The organism is Streptomyces sp. NPDC051172 (genome assembly GCF_040682555.1).
In the GTDB taxonomy this organism is placed as follows: Bacteria; Actinomycetota; Actinomycetes; order Streptomycetales; family Streptomycetaceae; genus Streptomyces.
This window is the reverse complement of the sequence record NZ_JBFBBE010000019.1, coordinates 1-15,454: the sequence shown is the minus strand read 5'-3', so window position 1 is coordinate 15,454 and position 15,454 is coordinate 1. Positions and strand designations below refer to the sequence as shown.

The following is a 15,454-nucleotide window of genomic DNA, read 5'->3' as shown; positions in this document are numbered from 1 at the left end:
GAGCCTCCGGCCGAGTCGCTGCTGACGGCGTACCGGAAGATGGTCGTCGGGCGCCGCTTCGACGAGCAGGCGACGGCGCTCGCCCGGCAGGGCAGGCTCGCAGTCCACCCCTCCAGCCTCGGCCAGGAGGCCTGCCAGGTGGGCGCCGCGCTCGCCCTGCGTGCCACGGACTGGCTGTTCCCCACCTACCGGGACTGCGTCGCGCTGGTCAGCCGCGGGATCGACCCCGTCGAGGCGCTGACGCTGCTGCGCGGGGACGCGCACTGCGGCTACGACCCGGTGCGGCACCGTACGGCACCGCAGTGCACCCCGCTGGCCACCCACGCCGCGCACGCCACGGGACTGGCCCACGGCGAGCGCCTCAAGGGCGCGGACACGGTCGCCCTCGCGCTCGTGGGCGACGGCGCCACCAGCGAGGGCGACTTCCATGAAGCCCTCAATCTGGCGGGCGTGCTGAAGGCTCCGGTGGTGTTCCTGGTGCAGAACAACGGGTACGCCATCTCGGTCCCGCTGTCCGAGCAGTGCGCGGCACCGAGCCTGGCGTACAAGGGAGTCGGCTACGGCATCCGTTCGCAGCAGGTGGACGGCAACGACGCCGCGGCCGTGCTCGCCGTACTGAGCGGCGCGGTCGAGGACGCCCGGGCGGGCGGCGGTCCGTGGCTGGTCGAGGCGCACACCTACCGGATGGGCCCCCACACCAGCGCCGACGATCCCTCCCGGTACCGCGCGGCCGCGGAGGCCGACGGCTGGCAGGAGCGTGACCCGATCGCCCGGCTGGAGTCGGCGCTGCGGGCGCGGGGCTTGCTGACGGACGAGGACGTGAAGACCGCAGCCGCCGAGGCGGAGGCGTACGCCACCGACGTACGTGAACGGCTCCGCGCAGATCCGGAGTTGAACCCAGGGGCCCTTTTCGACCACGTCCTCTCTTCGCCGACCCCACACATGGCCGATCAACGAGCCCTCCTGCGGGCCGAGTTGGAGGAGTGCTGACATGACCGCAGTCGACACGGGGATGGCCCAGGCACTCAACGCCGCCCTGCGGGACGCGCTGGGCGCGGACGATCGGGTCGTCGTCTTCGGCGAGGACGTCGGCCGGCTCGGCGGCGTCTTCCGGGTAACCGACGGGCTGCGGGACACCTTCGGCGAGGGCCGCTGCTTCGACACGCCCGTCAGCGAGGCCGGCATCGCGGGCCTCGCGGTCGGCATGGCGATGGCCGGCTGGCGCCCCGTGGTGGAGATGCAGTTCGACGCGTTCGCCTACCCGGCGTTCGAGCAGATCACCTCCCACATGGCGAAGATGCGCAACCGCACCCGCGGCACCCTCCCGCTGCCCCTGGTCGTCCGGATCCCCTACGGCGGCGGCATCGGCGGCGTGGAGCACCACAGCGACTCCAGCGAGGCGTACTACGCGCACACGGCGGGCCTGAAGGTCGTGACTCCGGCGACGGCGGCGGACGCGTACTCCCTGTTGCGCGAGGCGATCGACGACCCGGACCCGGTGATCTTCCTGGAGCCGAAGCGCCGCTACTGGACCAAGGAGTCGCTCGAACTCCCGGTCCGGACGGGGCCGTTCGGCACCGCCGCCGTGCGCCGCGCGGGAGACGACATCACGCTCGTCGCCTACGGTCCCTCGGTCGCCGTGGCCCTGGAAGCGGCCCGGCTGGCCGCCGCGGAAGGTCCGGACGTCGAGGTGCTGGACCTGCGCACCCTCGTGCCCCTCGACGACGACGCGCTGACCGCGTCGGTGCGGCGGACCGGCCGGTGCCTGGTGGTGCACGAGGCGCAGGGCTTCGCCGGGGTCGGCGCCGAGATCGCGGCGCGGGTGCAGGAGCGCTGCTTCGACGCGCTGCGGGCGCCGGTGCTGCGGGTCACCGGATTCGACATCCCGTATCCGCCGCCCTTGTTGGAGGACGCCCATCTCCCGGGCGTGCGCCGGGTGCTGGACGGTCTGCGCCGCCTGCTGCCCTCCTCCACGCGACAGGCCCGCCCCTCCCTTCCCGCCGCCGCAGGTGCCCCCGCGTCCGGCCGTACGTTCCTCCTGCCCGACCTGGGTGAGGGGCTGGCCGAGGCGGAGGTCGTGGAGTGGAAGGTCGCCGTGGGCGACCCCGTCGAGCACGATCAGGTCGTCGCGGAGGTCGAGACGGCCAAGTCCGTGGTGACGCTGCCGAGTCCGTTCGCGGGGACCGTCACCGCCCTGCACTGCGGGGCGGGTGAGGTCGTCGAGGTGGGGGCGCCGCTGCTGACCGTGGAGGAGTCGGCAGAGGCATCCGGTTCGGGTGCCGTCCTGACCGGCTACGGGACTTCGGGCCGGGCGGGTCGTCAGCCGTCGGCCCGCCCTGCGGCCACGACCGGGAGTGCCGACGCCGTACACGAGTCGTACGGGCCGGTCCACGCGGCCACCCGGATCCCGCTGGGCCCCTCGGCCGACAAGTTCGTCCGCGGACACCGGGACACACCTGCGGTGACCATCTGGGCGGACACGGACGCCGGCAGCCTGCTCGCCGCTCGCACCACCCTCGGTACGGGTCTGATGGCCCTGCTCGCGCGGGCCTGTCTCGACGCGCTGGCCGCCTTCCCGGAGCTCAACTCCCGTGTCGACGCCGAACGCCAGGAGCTCGTCCGCCTGCCGCACGTGCATCTCGGCTTCGCCGCACAGACCGACCATGGCCTGGTCGTCCCCGTGGTCCGGGACGCCGACCGTCTCTCGCTCGACGCCCTGGCCGCCGAACTACGACGGCTCACCGACCTCGCCCGCCGCGATGCGCTGCCCGCCGAGCACCGCACCGGCGGCACATTCACCCTGAACAACTACGGCGGCTTCGACGTCGACGGCGCCACGCCGATCCTCAACCACCCCCAGGCGGCGATGATCGGGGTGGGCCGCATCACCGACCGCCCCTGGGTGCAGGACGGCCGCGTCGAGGTCCGCAAGGTCGTCAACGTGTCGCTGACCTTCGACCACCGCGTCTGCGACGGCGGCACGGCGGCGGGCTTCCTGCGACACGTCGTCGACCGCCTCGGCTGTGGCCTCTGAGCGTCAAGTACTTCGCTGGAAGAGGTCGTTGAGGTCCGACTGCGGGATCTGGTCGTCGGCGTAGGAGAAGGTGCCCCGGTCGGCCAGTTCCCGCGCGGCGCTCAGCAGGTGGTGGTACATCGCGCGGGCGATGCTGCCGCCGACCGTGACCCGCCGTACGCCGAGTTCGCGCAGGTCGTCCAGTGACAGCGTGCCGCCCGTCAGACCCATCACCACGTTGAGCGGGCCGTCGAGTTCGCGTACCAGCGTGCCGATGGTCTCTGCGTCGGCGGCCCCCGGCACGAACGCGCAGTCCGCTCCGGCCGCCAGATACGCGTCGGCCCGCCGGATGCACTCGTCGAGTGTGCCCCCGACGAGCAGCACGTCGGTCCTGCCGACCAGGACGAAGGGCTCGCCGCCGGCGTCCACGGCGGCGCGGGCGGCCCGGATGCGGTCGGCGGCGAGGGCCGGGTCGTACAGGGGCGCTTTCCGGTCGCCGGTGAAGTCCTCGATGTTGCCGCCTGCCGCCCCGGTCGCGAGCGCCATGGAGATCGTGGTGGCCACGGTCTCGGGCGACTCGCCGTATCCGTCCTCCAGGTCGGCGCTCAGTGGCACCGTGATCTCGTCGGCGATCTCGCGAATGCGGCGCAGCATCGTCTCGCGGTCGATGCGGCCCTCCGGCTGCTCGGCGAAGAAATCGTGGTCCGGGCGTCCCAGGGAGAACGCGACTCCCGCGCTGGTGGTCGCCACGGCCGGAAAGCCGGCCGCCTCCAGGATCCGGGCGCTGCCCACGTCCCACGCGTTGGGGAGCAGGAAGCAGCCCTGCTGGTGCAACTGGACGAATCGTTCCGCTCGTTCTCGGCTGTCGCTGTTCACGTGAAGAACCTACGAGCCGGGGGCCCGAGCCGGAACCCTCGTCCCGGGCGCGTCACTCCCCGACCACGACGTTGCGCGCCCGCAGGTGGGTGCGCATGGCGGTGCGGGCGAGCGGATGTTCCCGCCCACAGCGAACCCCCGGTCTGGGCATCAGAGGCGCCGAGTCCCACGTCGCCTGCGGCCCGACCGGTCTCGGGCATCGCACCGCCTGGCGACAACCTGTTCGGGCGGCGCGGCGCTCTCCGACAGTTGCGGCAAGCTGCTGCATGTGCGGCGTGCGCCGGATCTGCCACTCAGCGAGAGCTGTCCCACTGCACATGCAGGGAAGGCGGCTTGCGGAAGACCAGGCCGTATGGGGCTGCGGGGCGGTCCGGGTCGAGGCGCAGGGCCGGGAGGCGTTCGAGCAGGCGCTGGAGGGCGATGCGGGTCTCCAGGCGGGCCAGGTGGGCGGCGATGCAGTGGTGCGGGCCGTGGGCGAAGGCCAGTTGGAGGCGCGCGTTCTCGCGGCGGACGTCGAAACGGTCGGGGTCGGAGAAGACGGCGGGGTCGCGGTTGGCGCCGGCCAGGGAGACCGTGACCAGATCGCCCCGGCGGATGGTGGCCGGGCCCAGCGCCATGTCACATACCGCGTATCGGTCCACGACCGCCGCGCCGGGTTCGAGGCGCAGCGACTCCTCGATCGCACCGTCCAGCAGCTCGAAGTCAGCGAGGACGAGGTCCAGTTGGTCGGAGTGGCCCAGCAGGTGCAGCAGCGCATTGGTGATCATCGCCTCGGTGGTCTCGATGCCCCCGAACATCAGGACCGCGGCATTGGACGCCACCTCGGGCAGTGCGAGCCGCCCGGCGGCGGAGACCAGCAGCGAGGAACTGCCCCCGTCGGCAATGGTGTTCTCCACGGCGGCCCGTAGCTCCGCGTAAGCGGCGGCTCCGTCGGGTCCCGCCTCGTGTCCGGCGGTGATGTCCGAGACGGAGCGCACGATGGAGTCGTACCAGGAGAGCACCGTGTCCGTGCCGGCACCGGCCAGTCCGAGTGCCTCGGTCACGACGGCGACCGCGAGCGGGCCGGCGAAGGCGCGTCTCAGTTCGGCGGCGCCGGCCGGCTCGAGTGCGGTGATGAGCCGGCCGGTCTCCTGCTCGATGAACGAGGCGAAGCCGTCGTGCACCTGCCGTGGGCGGAAGGGGGCGTTGAACGGCTCGCGGTGGCGGGTGTGCTGCTCCCCGTCCAGCGACAGCATGCTCGGCCCGACGACCTGCGCGGTGGAGAACCGGGGGTCGTCCACCGTGAAGGTCGCGGCGTCCCGCATCACGTCCAGCGCGAGGTCGCGGCGGGTCACCAGCCAGCCGCCCAGCTCCGGCAGCCAGGACACGGGCTCGTGCGCCCGCAGCTGCGCCAGTCGGGCATGCGGGTCCCGGGCGAGTTCGTCGAGCGTGGTGGCAGCACCGAGCGGGAAGGAGTCGGCGACGCTCATCGTGCGGGACCGTTGCGCATGGCGGGAAACACACGCCCTCTCGGGAGGTTCGAATACCCCTGCGGTCGTGATTATCCACGGCCCCGGCCATGCGTTTCGCACAGGGAAGCCGGGTGAATCCCACGCTCGTCAGGTGACAGACGCACGATGTCCCCGCCTGCGCCTTCTGCCATCGTGAGAGGTGAGAGGCACCAGGGAGGCGGACTGAACCCTTGGAGACTCCCGTGGACAAGCGGTACGAGGTCTACTGCCTCACTGACCCCCACTTCTACGACGCACCGCATCATGGCCGCACGCGTGACCGATTCCGGCAGGCCGGCCGGCCACTGCCCGATTCATGGGCGCGCGAGGAGCTCGGCGACTGGGTGGTGTGCCGTCCCACCGGCACCGTCTTCCCGAGGCAGGGCTGGAAGATTCATGTCTCGGCCTGTCCGGACAACGCGCAGTCGATCCTGGACGAGGTGTGGGACTACTGCGTCCCGCGCCGCATCGCGTTCAAGTTCCTGCCCGGCATGGACGCCCTGTTCCTCGCGAACGCGAAGTACGCGCACCGCGGCTCCAGCGGCAAGTTCGTGACCGTCTACCCCGTGGACGAGGCCGAGTGCGAGCGCATCCTCACCGAGCTGGGCGCACTGCTCGACGGCTGCCAGGGCCCGTACATTCTCAGCGATCTGCGCTGGGGGGACGGTCCGCTCTACGTCCGGTACGGAGCCTACGCCGACCGGTACTGCGTGTCGGACGACGGCGAGCTGGAGCAGGCGGTGGAAGACCCCTCCGGCCGCCTGGTGCCCGACGTGCGCGGCCCCACCTTCCGGCTGCCCGAGTGGGTGCAGCTGCCCGGCTTCCTCGAACCCCACCTCGCCGAGAGCCGCCGCACCACCGTCGCCGACCTGCCCTACCGGATCGAGAAGGCGCTGCACTTCTCCAACGCCGGCGGCCTGTACGCCGCAGTGGACACCCGGACGCAGGAGCGGGTCGTCCTGAAGGAGGGGCGGCCGCACGCGGGGCTCACCCCGGACGGCGCGGACGCCGTCACCCGGCTCCGGCGCGAGCGGGAGGCCCTGCAGCGGCTGGCCGGACTGCCGTTCGTGCCCGCGGTGCGCGACCACTTCGAGCTGGGCGGCCACCACTTCCTCGTGGAGGAACTCGTCGAGGCCACGGCTCTGTACAACGAGTTCGTCAAGCGCTGTCCGCTCGCCGCACTGGACCCCGACTCCGCCGCGTTCGCCGAGTACACCGACTGGGCCCTCGACATCCACCGGCAGGTGGAGGAGGCGGTCGCGGCGGTCCACGAGCGGGGCATCGTGATCGGGGACGTACACACGGACAACATCCTGGTGCGCCCCGACGGCAGGGTGGTGCTCGTCGACTTCGAAGGTGCTGCGGACGTGACGCAGGCGCGGCGCCAGGTCCTCGCCGCACCGGGCTTCATCGCCCCCCGCGGCGTCACCGGCTTCGACATCGACCGGTATGCGCTGGCCAGTCTGCGGCTGTTCCTGTTCCTGCCGCTGACCGGCCTGATCGAACTGGACGTCGGCAAGGCGGGCCAGCTCGCCAGGGAGGCCGCCCGGCTGTTCCCGGTCCCCCTCCCCTTCCTCGACGAGGCGGTACGCACCATCACCGGTGACGGCGGCATCGACGCGGGGGCGGACGACGCGCCCCGGCTGGAACCCGACCGCGCGGGCTGGCTGCACGCCCGGGACTCGATCGCATCCGCCGTCCTGGCCGCCGCCGCACCCGAGCGGCACGACCGGCTCTTCCCGGGTGACATCGAGCAGTTCCTGCTCCCGGGAAGCGGCCTGGGCCTGGCCCACGGCGCGGCAGGCGTGCTGTACGCGCTGGACGTGACGGGCGCGGGACGCCACCACGGCCACGAGGACTGGCTGATCCGGCACGCACTCGACCCGGCACCGGGCACCCGCCTCGGCTTCTACGACGGTCTGCACGGCGTCGCCCATGTCCTGGAGCACCTCGGCCACCACGAGGAGGCCGTCAAGGTCCTCGACATGTGCCTGGGCGAACGCTGGGAGCCGCTGCCCCTCGACCTCAAGGGCGGCCTGTCCGGCATCGGCCTCAACCTGCTGCACTTCGCGATCACCACCGGCGACGCCACCTGCCGTGACACCGCCTGCCGGGTGGCGGAGGTCGTCGCCGACCGTCTGGGCCCGGCCGACGCCGTGCCGGAGACCAGCGGCGGTGCCCACCCCAGGCGGGGCTGATGTTCGGATCGTCCGGGCCGGCGCTGCTGTTCCTGCGCCTGTACGAGCGCAGCAAGGACCCGGCCCTCCTGGACCTGGCGGCCACGGCGCTGCGCCAGGACCTGCGCCGCTGTGTCGTGCGCGAGGAGGGGTCGATGGAGGTGAACGAGGGCTGGCGCACCATGCCGTATCTCGCCGACGGCAGCGTGGGCATCGGCATGGTCCTCGAGGACTACCTGGCCCACCGCGCGGACGAGGAGTTCCTGGACGCCGCCGCGGCCATCCGCAAGGCGGCCAGGGCATCCTTCTACATCGAGCCCGGGCTCTTCGACGGTCTCGCCGGGATGATCCTCCACCTCAGCCGCCCGCACCCGCCCGGCACGGCCGCGGAGCGGGACCCACTGATCGCCGACCACGTACGCCGTCTGGCCCGTCACGCCTGTCTCCTGGACGGGCAACTGGCCTTCCCCGGCGAGCAGTTGCTGCGGCTTTCCATGGACCTGGCCACCGGCGGCGCGGGCGTCCTGCTCGCGTTGGGCGCCGCCTTCCACTCCAGGCCGGCCGGACTGCCGTTCCTGACCCCTGACCTGCCCGCCCATGACTTCCCCGTCCCCACGCGAGTACCAGAGAGGAGGTGAGGACGTCGTGTCGCTCCTCGAACTGCAAGGTCTCACCATCGAGACCGAAACCGGGGCCGCTCCCCCGCCGGGCAGCCGCGCGAGCAAGGGCTGCGGAGGCAGCCGGCTGAGCCTGCTGCTCTGCTAGTTCTCACCCAACGGCGGGGGCACGTCCGGTGCCCCCGCCTCCCTCCGCCGGAAACCATCCGACGACGGCAGACGGGAGCGGCCGGTGGACCGACGTGCGGCGGACGGACTGCTGCTGACAGCGGTCCGGCGGGGCGGCACCTGGGGCGGTGTCCTGACCGCCACATCTCTTGTGCTCGCGGGGGTCTACGTCGTCCTGCCCGCCGTCCTGGGCCGCACGGTCGATGCCGTGCTGGGGCGCGGTGACGCCACCCTGTGGCTGAGCCTGTCCGCCGTGGCCGTCACGCTCCTCGTGGTGTGCGACGCGGCTGACGACTACGCGGGCGCCGTCGCCAACTCCCGCTCCACGGCGTGGCTGCGGCACACCCTGCTGGGGCACGTCCTCGACATGGGCAGCCGTGCCACCCGCCGTCACACTCCCGGCGATCTGGTGACGCGCCTCGTGGGCAACACCGCCCGGACCGGCAGCGCCCCCTCGGGTCTGGTGTGGGCGGTGACCGAAGTGCTGCCCCCGGTCGGGGCGGTGGTGGCCCTGGCCCTCATCGACCCCTGGCTGTGCCTGACGTTCCTCGCCGGACTGCCGCTGGTCGTCCTGGTGGTGCGCGCCTTCGTCCGTGACGTCTCCGACGTCAACGACCGCTACTTCGCCACGCAGGGCCGTATCGCAGCCCGGCTCCTCGACGCCCTCACCGGCATCCGCTCCATCACCGCCGCCGGGACCGCCGCACGGGAGGCCGAGCGGATCCTGCAGCCGCTGCCGGAACTGCACCGCCACGGCATGGGGATGTGGCGGGCGTACGCCCGGGTCTGCGCGCAAGACGCGGCGGTCGTCCCCCTGCTGGAGGTCGCCGTGCTGGCAGTGGCCGGCCTGGAGCTCGCCCGGGGCCGCATCACACCGGGTCAGACCCTTGCCGCAAGCGAGTACGTGCTGCTGGCCACAGGGGTGAGTTCGCTGGTGGCCTCGGCACACCGGCTCGCCTTCGCGCGCGCCACGGCCGGGCGGATCGCCGAGGTGCTGGCGGAACCCGCGGTCGAGTACGGCGACACGCATCTGCCGGGCGGTGGCGGCGGCCGGCTGGAGTTCCGCCGGGTGACCGTCCACACGCCGGAGGGCGGCACGGTGCTGGACGGGGTCGACCTGACCCCGCCACCCGGCATGCTGACGGCCGTCGTGGGGCGTTCGGGATCCGGCAAGTCCCTGCTGGCCGCGCTGGCCGGGCGGCTGGCCGACCCGGACGAGGGCGAGGTGCTGCTCGACGGGGTGCCGCTGCGTGACGTGGACCGCGCGGTCCTGCGGCGGGCCGTGGCGTACGGCTTCGACCGGCCGGTGCTGCTGGGCGAGACATACGCCGACGCGATCGCCTTCGGAGCCCGCGCACCCGCGCCCGCCGAGGTGCTGGCGGGGGCGGCCGCCGCGCGCGCCGACGCCTTCCTGCAGACACTGCCCGAGGGCTACGGCACCCGGCCCGCCATGGCCCCGCTGTCCGGCGGCGAGACCCAACGTGTCGGTCTGGCACGCGCGTTCGTCCAGGCCGGCCCGGCCGGCCGGGTCCTGGTGCTCGACGACGTGACGGCCGGCCTGGACACCGTCACCGAGCACCACATCGGCAAGGTGCTCACCGGATCCGGACGGCTCGCCCGCCGTACCCGGCTCGTGGTGACCCACCGGGCGTCGACCGCGGCCCGCGCGGACCACGTCGTGTGGCTCGACGCGGGCCACGTCCGCGGACAGGGCACCCACCGTGAGCTCTGGGCGGACCCGGAGTACCGGGCCGTGTTCCGGTCGCCCGACGGGGAGCCGCGATGAACCGGGCGGCCCACGGCCTGCTTCGCTCCGCCCTCCGCGCCCGGCGCCGGGAGTTCGCACGGCTCACCGGCTGGTCGCTGGTGCAGGCGGTGCCCGCGCTGCTGTCCGGCTGGCTGGTCGCGCGGGCCGTCGACGACGGCTTCCTCGCCGGCCGCAGTGCCGAGGGCCTCGGCTGGCTGGGCCTGCTGGCCTGCACCGCCCTGCTCGGCGCCTGGGGCACCCGGCAGGCCACACTCCGACTCGCGGACGTCGTCGAACCGTTCCGCGACGACCTCGTCATCCTCGTCACCACGGGCACGCTGCAGCGCTCCGCCCGCGTCACCGGGCCGGTCGACACGGCGGGCGTGGCACGGCTGACCGAACAGGTCGAGATCGCCCGCGAGTCGTACGGGGCGATCGTGATGTTCGTGCAGACCTTCTCGGTCACGGCGGTGAGCGTGCTGCTCGGGCTGGTCGTACTCGATCCCGCCCTTCTGCTGTTCGTGCTGCCGCCCCTCGTGGCCGGGCTCGCGCTGTTCCTGCCGGCCCTGCGCGCGATGGCCGCCCGGCAGCGGGCTGCAGTGCTGGCCGACGAGGCCATCGCCGAGCAGGTGGGCGCGGTGGCCGACGGACTGCGGGACGTCACGGCCTGCGGTGCCGAGGACGTCGTACGCGCCCGGGTCGGCGCCCGCATCGACGCCGCGGCGGACGCGGCCCGCGCCCTGGCCCGGCTCACCGCCGTGCGGACCGCCGCCCTGGGCGTCGGCGGCTGGCTCCCCCTCGTGCTGATCCTCGCCGGAACACCCTGGCTGGTCCACGGCGGCATGACGACGGGCACCGTCCTGGGCGCCCTGACCTACGTCTCCCAGTCCCTGCAACCGGCCCTGCGGGGCTTCGTCCAGAGCCTCGGCGGCAGCGGCCTGTGGCTCCTGGTCACCCTCACCCGAATCCTGGAAGCATCCACCCCAACGGCAACAGCACCTCCTGCCGGGCCGGACGCCCCGCCCCCTGCAGACGCTTCGGGCAGCCGCAGTCCCACCGACGGCTCCCCAGAGACGCTGACGGGCGGGCCCGGGAGGCCACGACCTCGGGAACAAGACGCCGCCGGTCCGGCAAAACGCAGTGCTGCGAGCCTCTGTCCGAGGACTGCACCGGAGGGGCCCAGCGCACCACCCTCCCTGGAGACGGGCACCGAGCCGCACCGGTCTTGGCCGGCTGCCGGCGGACCGGCACGGCACAGGACCGCCGGCCCATTTCCCAGTGCGGTGCCGGACGGGCCCGAAGGGCCGCAGCCCATCGAGAGAGGCGCCGCCCCCGCTCCGGAAGGACGCAAGGCCGCCGGCCTCTTCCCCAAAACGGTGACAGGCAGGCCCGGGAGACCCCGGTCACCAGGAAAAGGCACCGGTGCCGACACCGCCCGGTCTTACGCCTCCCGGCCGGGAACATCCCGACCCGTCGAGCCACTCCCCGAGCCCGCGGCCGACCCGCCCGGAAGGGCGCAGCCCGCAGGTGGCAGCCCCGAACCATCCGCCCCCTCCCCCGTCGCACCGCAGCCCCGCGACGGCAGGGTCGAGTTGTGCGGGGTCACCTTCGGGTATGCCCGGTCAGCCGAGCCGGTCGTACGGGATCTCGACCTTGTTCTCGCGCCGGGAACTCATCTGGCCGTCGTGGGCCCCAGTGGGGCGGGCAAGTCGACGCTGGCCTCGCTGATCGCCGGGGTGCTGGAACCGCGGGCCGGTCGGATCCGGCTGGGGGGTGTGCCGGTGTCGGAGCTGGACCGGGGACGGCTGTCCCGGTGCCGGGTGCTGATCCCGCAGGAGGCCTACGTGTTCGCCGGCACCCTGCGCGAGAATCTCGCCTGTCTTGAGCCCGCGGCCGGCGAGTCCGAGCTGGACGCGGCGGTCCGCGCCATCGGCGCGCAGGCGCTCGTCCGGCGCCTCGGCGGCTATGGCGCGACCGTGGATCCTGCCGTGCTCTCGGCGGGTGAGCGGCAGCTGATCGCCCTGGTCCGGGCCCTGCTGCCACCGGCCCGGCTGGTCCTGCTGGACGAGGCCACCTGCCACCTCGACCCGGCTGCAGAGGCGGTCGCCGAACGGGCCTTCGCCTGCCGCCCGGCCACCCTGATCGTCTGCGCCCACCGGATCAGTTCCGCGCTGCGCGCCGACCTCGTCCTCGTCATGGACGGCTCGCACTGCCGCCTCGGCACGCACGACCGGCTGATGACCGACTGCGCCCTCTACCGCGATCTGATCGGCCACTGGGACGGAAGAGGGGATGCGGCGCGACCGGTCGTCGGCGGCGAACTCGCCCGCCGTACAGGGATGTGAGCCGGACGGCCGGCCGCGGCCCCTGCTACAGCCATCCCGACTGCCGGGCGATGCGGATCGCGTCGATGCGGTTGCGTGCACCGGTCTTCCTGGAGACCGCGTTCAGATGGTTGCGGACCGTTCCCACCGACAGTGACAGTTTCTCCGCGATCTCCCGCGTCGGTGTGCCGTCCGCCGCCAGCCGCAGCACCTCGACCTCCCGGGGGGTCAGCGGGCTGCGGGCCGAGGACAGCGCCAGCAGCGCCAGCTCCGGGTCGATGAACCGCCCGCCCGCCGCCACCTTGCGTACGCCCTCCGTCAGAAAGTTGCTGGGGCTCTTCCTGCCGATGAGTCCGGCGACGGGCTGGGCCAGTGCCTGGCGCAGATACTCGGGTGTCGCCGCACCGGCCACCAGCAGGATCCGGCACTCCGGAAGCCGCTCGCTCAGCACCTGCGAGGTATCGAGCGCCCCGTCCTCGACGGCTTCGCCGTCACAGTCGATGACGACGACATCGGGCCGGTACGACAGCGCCCGGGTGACGGCCTGCCCGCACCCCGGTGCCGCTGCCACCACCTCGATGTCCTCCTCACGTGTCAGCAGGGCAGCCAGCGCCCCGCGCACCAGGTCGGTCTCCTCGACGAGAAGAACACGGATCAACATCGCTCCCGCCCGGCCCGCAGCGGCCTGCTCACGCGACACGCCCCGGACACTCCGAAGGCGCCGTACGAAGTATCTCCGGTTATCGCCCTATTTGACGGATGCCGCCCCGCCCCGGGCCCGCGCCAGGCACAGGGGGCCCGTAGGACACGCCGCCGAATGGTCCATTCGGCAGGTAAGCGTCCTATCCGGTCATAGCGTTCGCGATATGAAGAAATACCGCTTTACGTACATGATGTGCACCGCCGTGGTGGTCGGGACCGGACTGGGTGCCGCTCCGCCGGCCGCCCGTCATGCGTTCCATGTGGTCCTGCCGGGCCAGTCGATCCAGAAGGCGGTGGACGCCTCAAAACCCGGAGACACCGTTCTCGTGGCCCCCGGCACGTTCCACGAGAGCATCAAGGTGACCACGCCCGGGCTGACCCTGCGCGGCATGGGGCGAGCCACAGTGATCGAGCCGAGCGGGAAGAAGGCCGCCAACAGCTGTGCCGAGGGCGGCAACGGCATCTGTGTCCTGGGCACGAAGGACCGTGACGTCAAGGGCGTCACCATCGCCTCGCTGACCGTCACGGGGTTTGCCAGGACCGGGGTGTTCGCCATGGCGACCGACCGGCTGACCGTGCGGAATGTGACCACGGCGCGCAACGGCGTGTGGGGCATCGCCCAGGAGCGCTCGGTCCGCTCGCTGATCCGGGACAACAGCGCCCTGAACAACGGCGACGCGGGTGTATTCCTCGCCAACACGATCAATGAGGAGGCAGGCGCCACGGACACGGGGGGAACACTGATCGAACACAACCGGCTGGAGGGCAACCGGATCGGCCTGACGGTCCGGCGCCTGCGCAACCTCACCGTCGCTCGCAACCGCGCGACCGCCAACTGCGTGGCGGTGTTCGTCGTCGGCGACGAGAACAAGCCGAAGGCCGGCGCGCTGACCGTGCGCGACAACCTCCTCGTACGCAACAACAAGTCGTGCCCGAAGACGGCGCGGCTGGACGCACTGCAGGGCTCCGGCATCGTCCTGACCGGTGCCGAGGACACCCTGGTGACCCGGAACGTGGTCAGGAACAACGTCGGCGACTCGTCGATGTCGGGCGGCATCGTCCTGTTCAAGAGCTTTGTGGGCGTCACCAGCGACCGCAACCGGATCAGCGACAACGTGGTCGAGGGCAACTCCCCGGCGGACCTCATCAACGCCGACCACGGCACGGGCAACACCTTCGAACACAACTCCTGCCGGGCCTCCCAGCCCGCGGGAATGTGCTGACCGCAGGTCACGGCCCGCCTGCGGGCCCAGAAGGAAGGAAGCGGCACATGACGACCGCACAGACAGCCCCACCGCCGTCCATGCGGCTGAGGGAGCTAGCGTTCGCGGCGGCATGTGCCGCCGCCCTCCGGGCGGCCGCCCGGCTGGGAGTCCCCGACGCCCTCGGCGACCGCCCCATGACCGCGGAGGACCTGGCGGCCGCGGTGAAGGCCGAGGCCCGGCCGCTGCGACGACTGCTGCGCACCCTTTCCTGCTACGGCGTCTTCGCCGAGCTGCCGGACGGGACCTTCGCCCACACCGATGTCTCCCGGCTGCTGCGCGAGGACGATCCCAACAGCCTGCGCGCCATCTCGCTGTGGTGCACCGAACCGTGGACCTGGGACGCCTGGCCGAGGCTCGACGAGGCGGTGCGCACCGGGCGCAATGTCGTCGAGGACCTGTACGGCAAGGAGTTCTTCCCCTACCTGAACGAGGACGCCCCGGAATCCGCCGACGTCTTCAACCAGGCCATGACGACCTCCAGCGTGCAGTCGGCGCGGGACGTCGCCGACTTCCTCGATCTGGCGGGGAGTTCGTCGGTCGCCGACCTCGGCGGCGGCCAGGGGCATGTGCTGGTGAGCCTGCTGGACAAGTACCCCTCGCTGCACGGCAGTCTGCTGGACCTTCCGCGGGTGGTGGAGAACGCACTGCCGAGGCTGCGGCCGGGCGGCGACCTCGCGGACCGGGCCTGTGTGGTGCCCGGCGACGTGAGGGTGTCCGTGCCCGTCGCGGCGGACGTCTACGTCATCAAGAACATCCTGGAGTGGGACGACGACAGCACCGCCCGGACGCTGCGCAACGTCCGTGCGGCGGGCGGCCCGGGGGCCCGGGTCGTGGTCATCGAGAACCTCGTCGACGACTCGCCCTCGATGCGGTTCAGCACCGCGATGGACCTGCTGCTGCTGCTCAACGTCGGCGGGGCGAAGCACACCACCGACAGCATGGTCGGCCGGCTGACCGAGGCGGGTCTGGCCATCGACGACATCCGCCCGGTCAACCCCTATCTGCACGCGTTCGACTGTCACGTTCCGGGCTGAACGCCCGTAGACCACCGGTCGCCGGGCCCGCGACGCTGCGG

12 protein-coding genes are annotated in these 15,454 nt (G+C 72.4%); 9 read left to right on the top strand and 3 right to left on the bottom strand.

Going from position 1 to position 15,454, the window contains the following annotated elements:
* Window positions 1-39: 39 nt before the first annotated feature.
* Together AB0N07_RS14240 and AB0N07_RS14235 are read left to right on the top strand one after the other, a co-directional pair.
* Window positions 40-990 (top strand): thiamine pyrophosphate-dependent enzyme, encoded by a 951-nt coding sequence (locus AB0N07_RS14240; protein WP_365834812.1) that lies wholly within the window; start codon window positions 40-42, stop codon window positions 988-990.
* Window position 991: 1 nt separating this feature from the next.
* Complete coding sequence (locus AB0N07_RS14235) at window positions 992-3,034, top strand: 2-oxo acid dehydrogenase subunit E2 (RefSeq protein WP_365834671.1); 2,043 nt, start codon at window positions 992-994, stop codon at window positions 3,032-3,034.
* A 3-nt stretch (window positions 3,035-3,037) separates the two neighbouring features.
* Here AB0N07_RS14235 and AB0N07_RS14230 read toward each other — a convergent pair whose 3' ends face one another.
* A complete protein-coding gene (locus tag AB0N07_RS14230; RefSeq protein WP_365834669.1) occupies window positions 3,038-3,889 on the bottom strand; it encodes an isocitrate lyase/phosphoenolpyruvate mutase family protein in 852 nt (283 codons plus the stop codon).
* Window positions 3,890-4,182: 293 nt separating this feature from the next.
* Window positions 4,183-5,358 carry a cytochrome P450 gene (locus AB0N07_RS14225; RefSeq protein WP_365834667.1) on the bottom strand — a complete coding sequence of 392 codons (1,176 nt, stop codon included), beginning with the start codon at window positions 5,356-5,358 and terminating at the stop codon, window positions 4,183-4,185.
* A 212-nt stretch (window positions 5,359-5,570) separates the two neighbouring features.
* On the opposite strand from AB0N07_RS14225, the gene lanKC reads away from it, so the two are divergent.
* From lanKC to AB0N07_RS14200, 5 genes are all read left to right on the top strand, one after another.
* Entirely contained in the window at window positions 5,571-7,577 is a 2,007-nt protein-coding gene (gene lanKC / locus AB0N07_RS14220) for a class III lanthionine synthetase LanKC (RefSeq protein WP_365834665.1), read from the top strand.
* Entirely contained in the window at window positions 7,577-8,194 is a 618-nt protein-coding gene (locus AB0N07_RS14215; RefSeq protein WP_365834663.1) for a hypothetical protein, read from the top strand. Before lanKC ends, AB0N07_RS14215 begins: the two co-directional genes overlap by 1 nt.
* A 7-nt stretch (window positions 8,195-8,201) precedes the next feature.
* A complete protein-coding gene (locus AB0N07_RS14210; RefSeq protein ID WP_275774570.1) occupies window positions 8,202-8,321 on the top strand; it encodes a SapB/AmfS family lanthipeptide in 120 nt (39 codons plus the stop codon).
* A gap of 84 nt (window positions 8,322-8,405) precedes the next feature.
* Window positions 8,406-10,127 (top strand): ABC transporter ATP-binding protein, encoded by a 1,722-nt coding sequence (locus AB0N07_RS14205; RefSeq protein WP_365834660.1) that lies wholly within the window; start codon window positions 8,406-8,408, stop codon window positions 10,125-10,127.
* Complete coding sequence (locus tag AB0N07_RS14200; protein ID WP_365834658.1) at window positions 10,124-12,433, top strand: ATP-binding cassette domain-containing protein; 2,310 nt, start codon at window positions 10,124-10,126, stop codon at window positions 12,431-12,433. The genes AB0N07_RS14205 and AB0N07_RS14200 overlap by 4 nt, the downstream gene beginning before the upstream one ends.
* A 25-nt stretch (window positions 12,434-12,458) precedes the next feature.
* On the opposite strand, the gene AB0N07_RS14195 is transcribed toward AB0N07_RS14200, so the two are convergent.
* The gene (locus tag AB0N07_RS14195) at window positions 12,459-13,073 is read right to left on the bottom strand and encodes a response regulator transcription factor (protein ID WP_365834655.1); all 615 of its coding nucleotides are present in this window, start codon (window positions 13,071-13,073) and stop codon (window positions 12,459-12,461) included.
* A gap of 205 nt (window positions 13,074-13,278) precedes the next feature.
* On the opposite strand from AB0N07_RS14195, the gene AB0N07_RS14190 reads away from it, so the two are divergent.
* Both AB0N07_RS14190 and AB0N07_RS14185 read left to right on the top strand, forming a co-directional pair.
* Complete coding sequence (locus tag AB0N07_RS14190; RefSeq protein WP_365834652.1) at window positions 13,279-14,337, top strand: right-handed parallel beta-helix repeat-containing protein; 1,059 nt, start codon at window positions 13,279-13,281, stop codon at window positions 14,335-14,337.
* 47 nt (window positions 14,338-14,384) lie between these two features.
* The gene (locus AB0N07_RS14185) at window positions 14,385-15,413 is read left to right on the top strand and encodes a methyltransferase (protein WP_365834650.1); all 1,029 of its coding nucleotides are present in this window, start codon (window positions 14,385-14,387) and stop codon (window positions 15,411-15,413) included.
* Window positions 15,414-15,454: the final 41 nt, after the last annotated feature.

Bases quoted from the DNA above. Each gene is read 5' to 3' on its own strand.
- AB0N07_RS14240 (WP_365834812.1), top strand. From the start codon at position 40: ATGGTCGTCGGGCGCCGCTTCGACGAGCAGGCGACGGCGCTCGCCCGG.
- AB0N07_RS14235 (WP_365834671.1), top strand. From the start codon at position 992: ATGACCGCAGTCGACACGGGGATGGCCCAGGCACTCAACGCCGCCCTG.
- AB0N07_RS14225 (WP_365834667.1), bottom strand. From the start codon at position 5,358: ATGAGCGTCGCCGACTCCTTCCCGCTCGGTGCTGCCACCACGCTCGAC.
- AB0N07_RS14215 (WP_365834663.1), top strand. From the start codon at position 7,577: ATGTTCGGATCGTCCGGGCCGGCGCTGCTGTTCCTGCGCCTGTACGAG.
- AB0N07_RS14200 (WP_365834658.1), top strand. From the start codon at position 10,124: ATGAACCGGGCGGCCCACGGCCTGCTTCGCTCCGCCCTCCGCGCCCGG.
- AB0N07_RS14195 (WP_365834655.1), bottom strand. From the start codon at position 13,073: ATGTTGATCCGTGTTCTTCTCGTCGAGGAGACCGACCTGGTGCGCGGG.
- AB0N07_RS14190 (WP_365834652.1), top strand. From the start codon at position 13,279: ATGAAGAAATACCGCTTTACGTACATGATGTGCACCGCCGTGGTGGTC.
- AB0N07_RS14185 (WP_365834650.1), top strand. From the start codon at position 14,385: ATGACGACCGCACAGACAGCCCCACCGCCGTCCATGCGGCTGAGGGAG.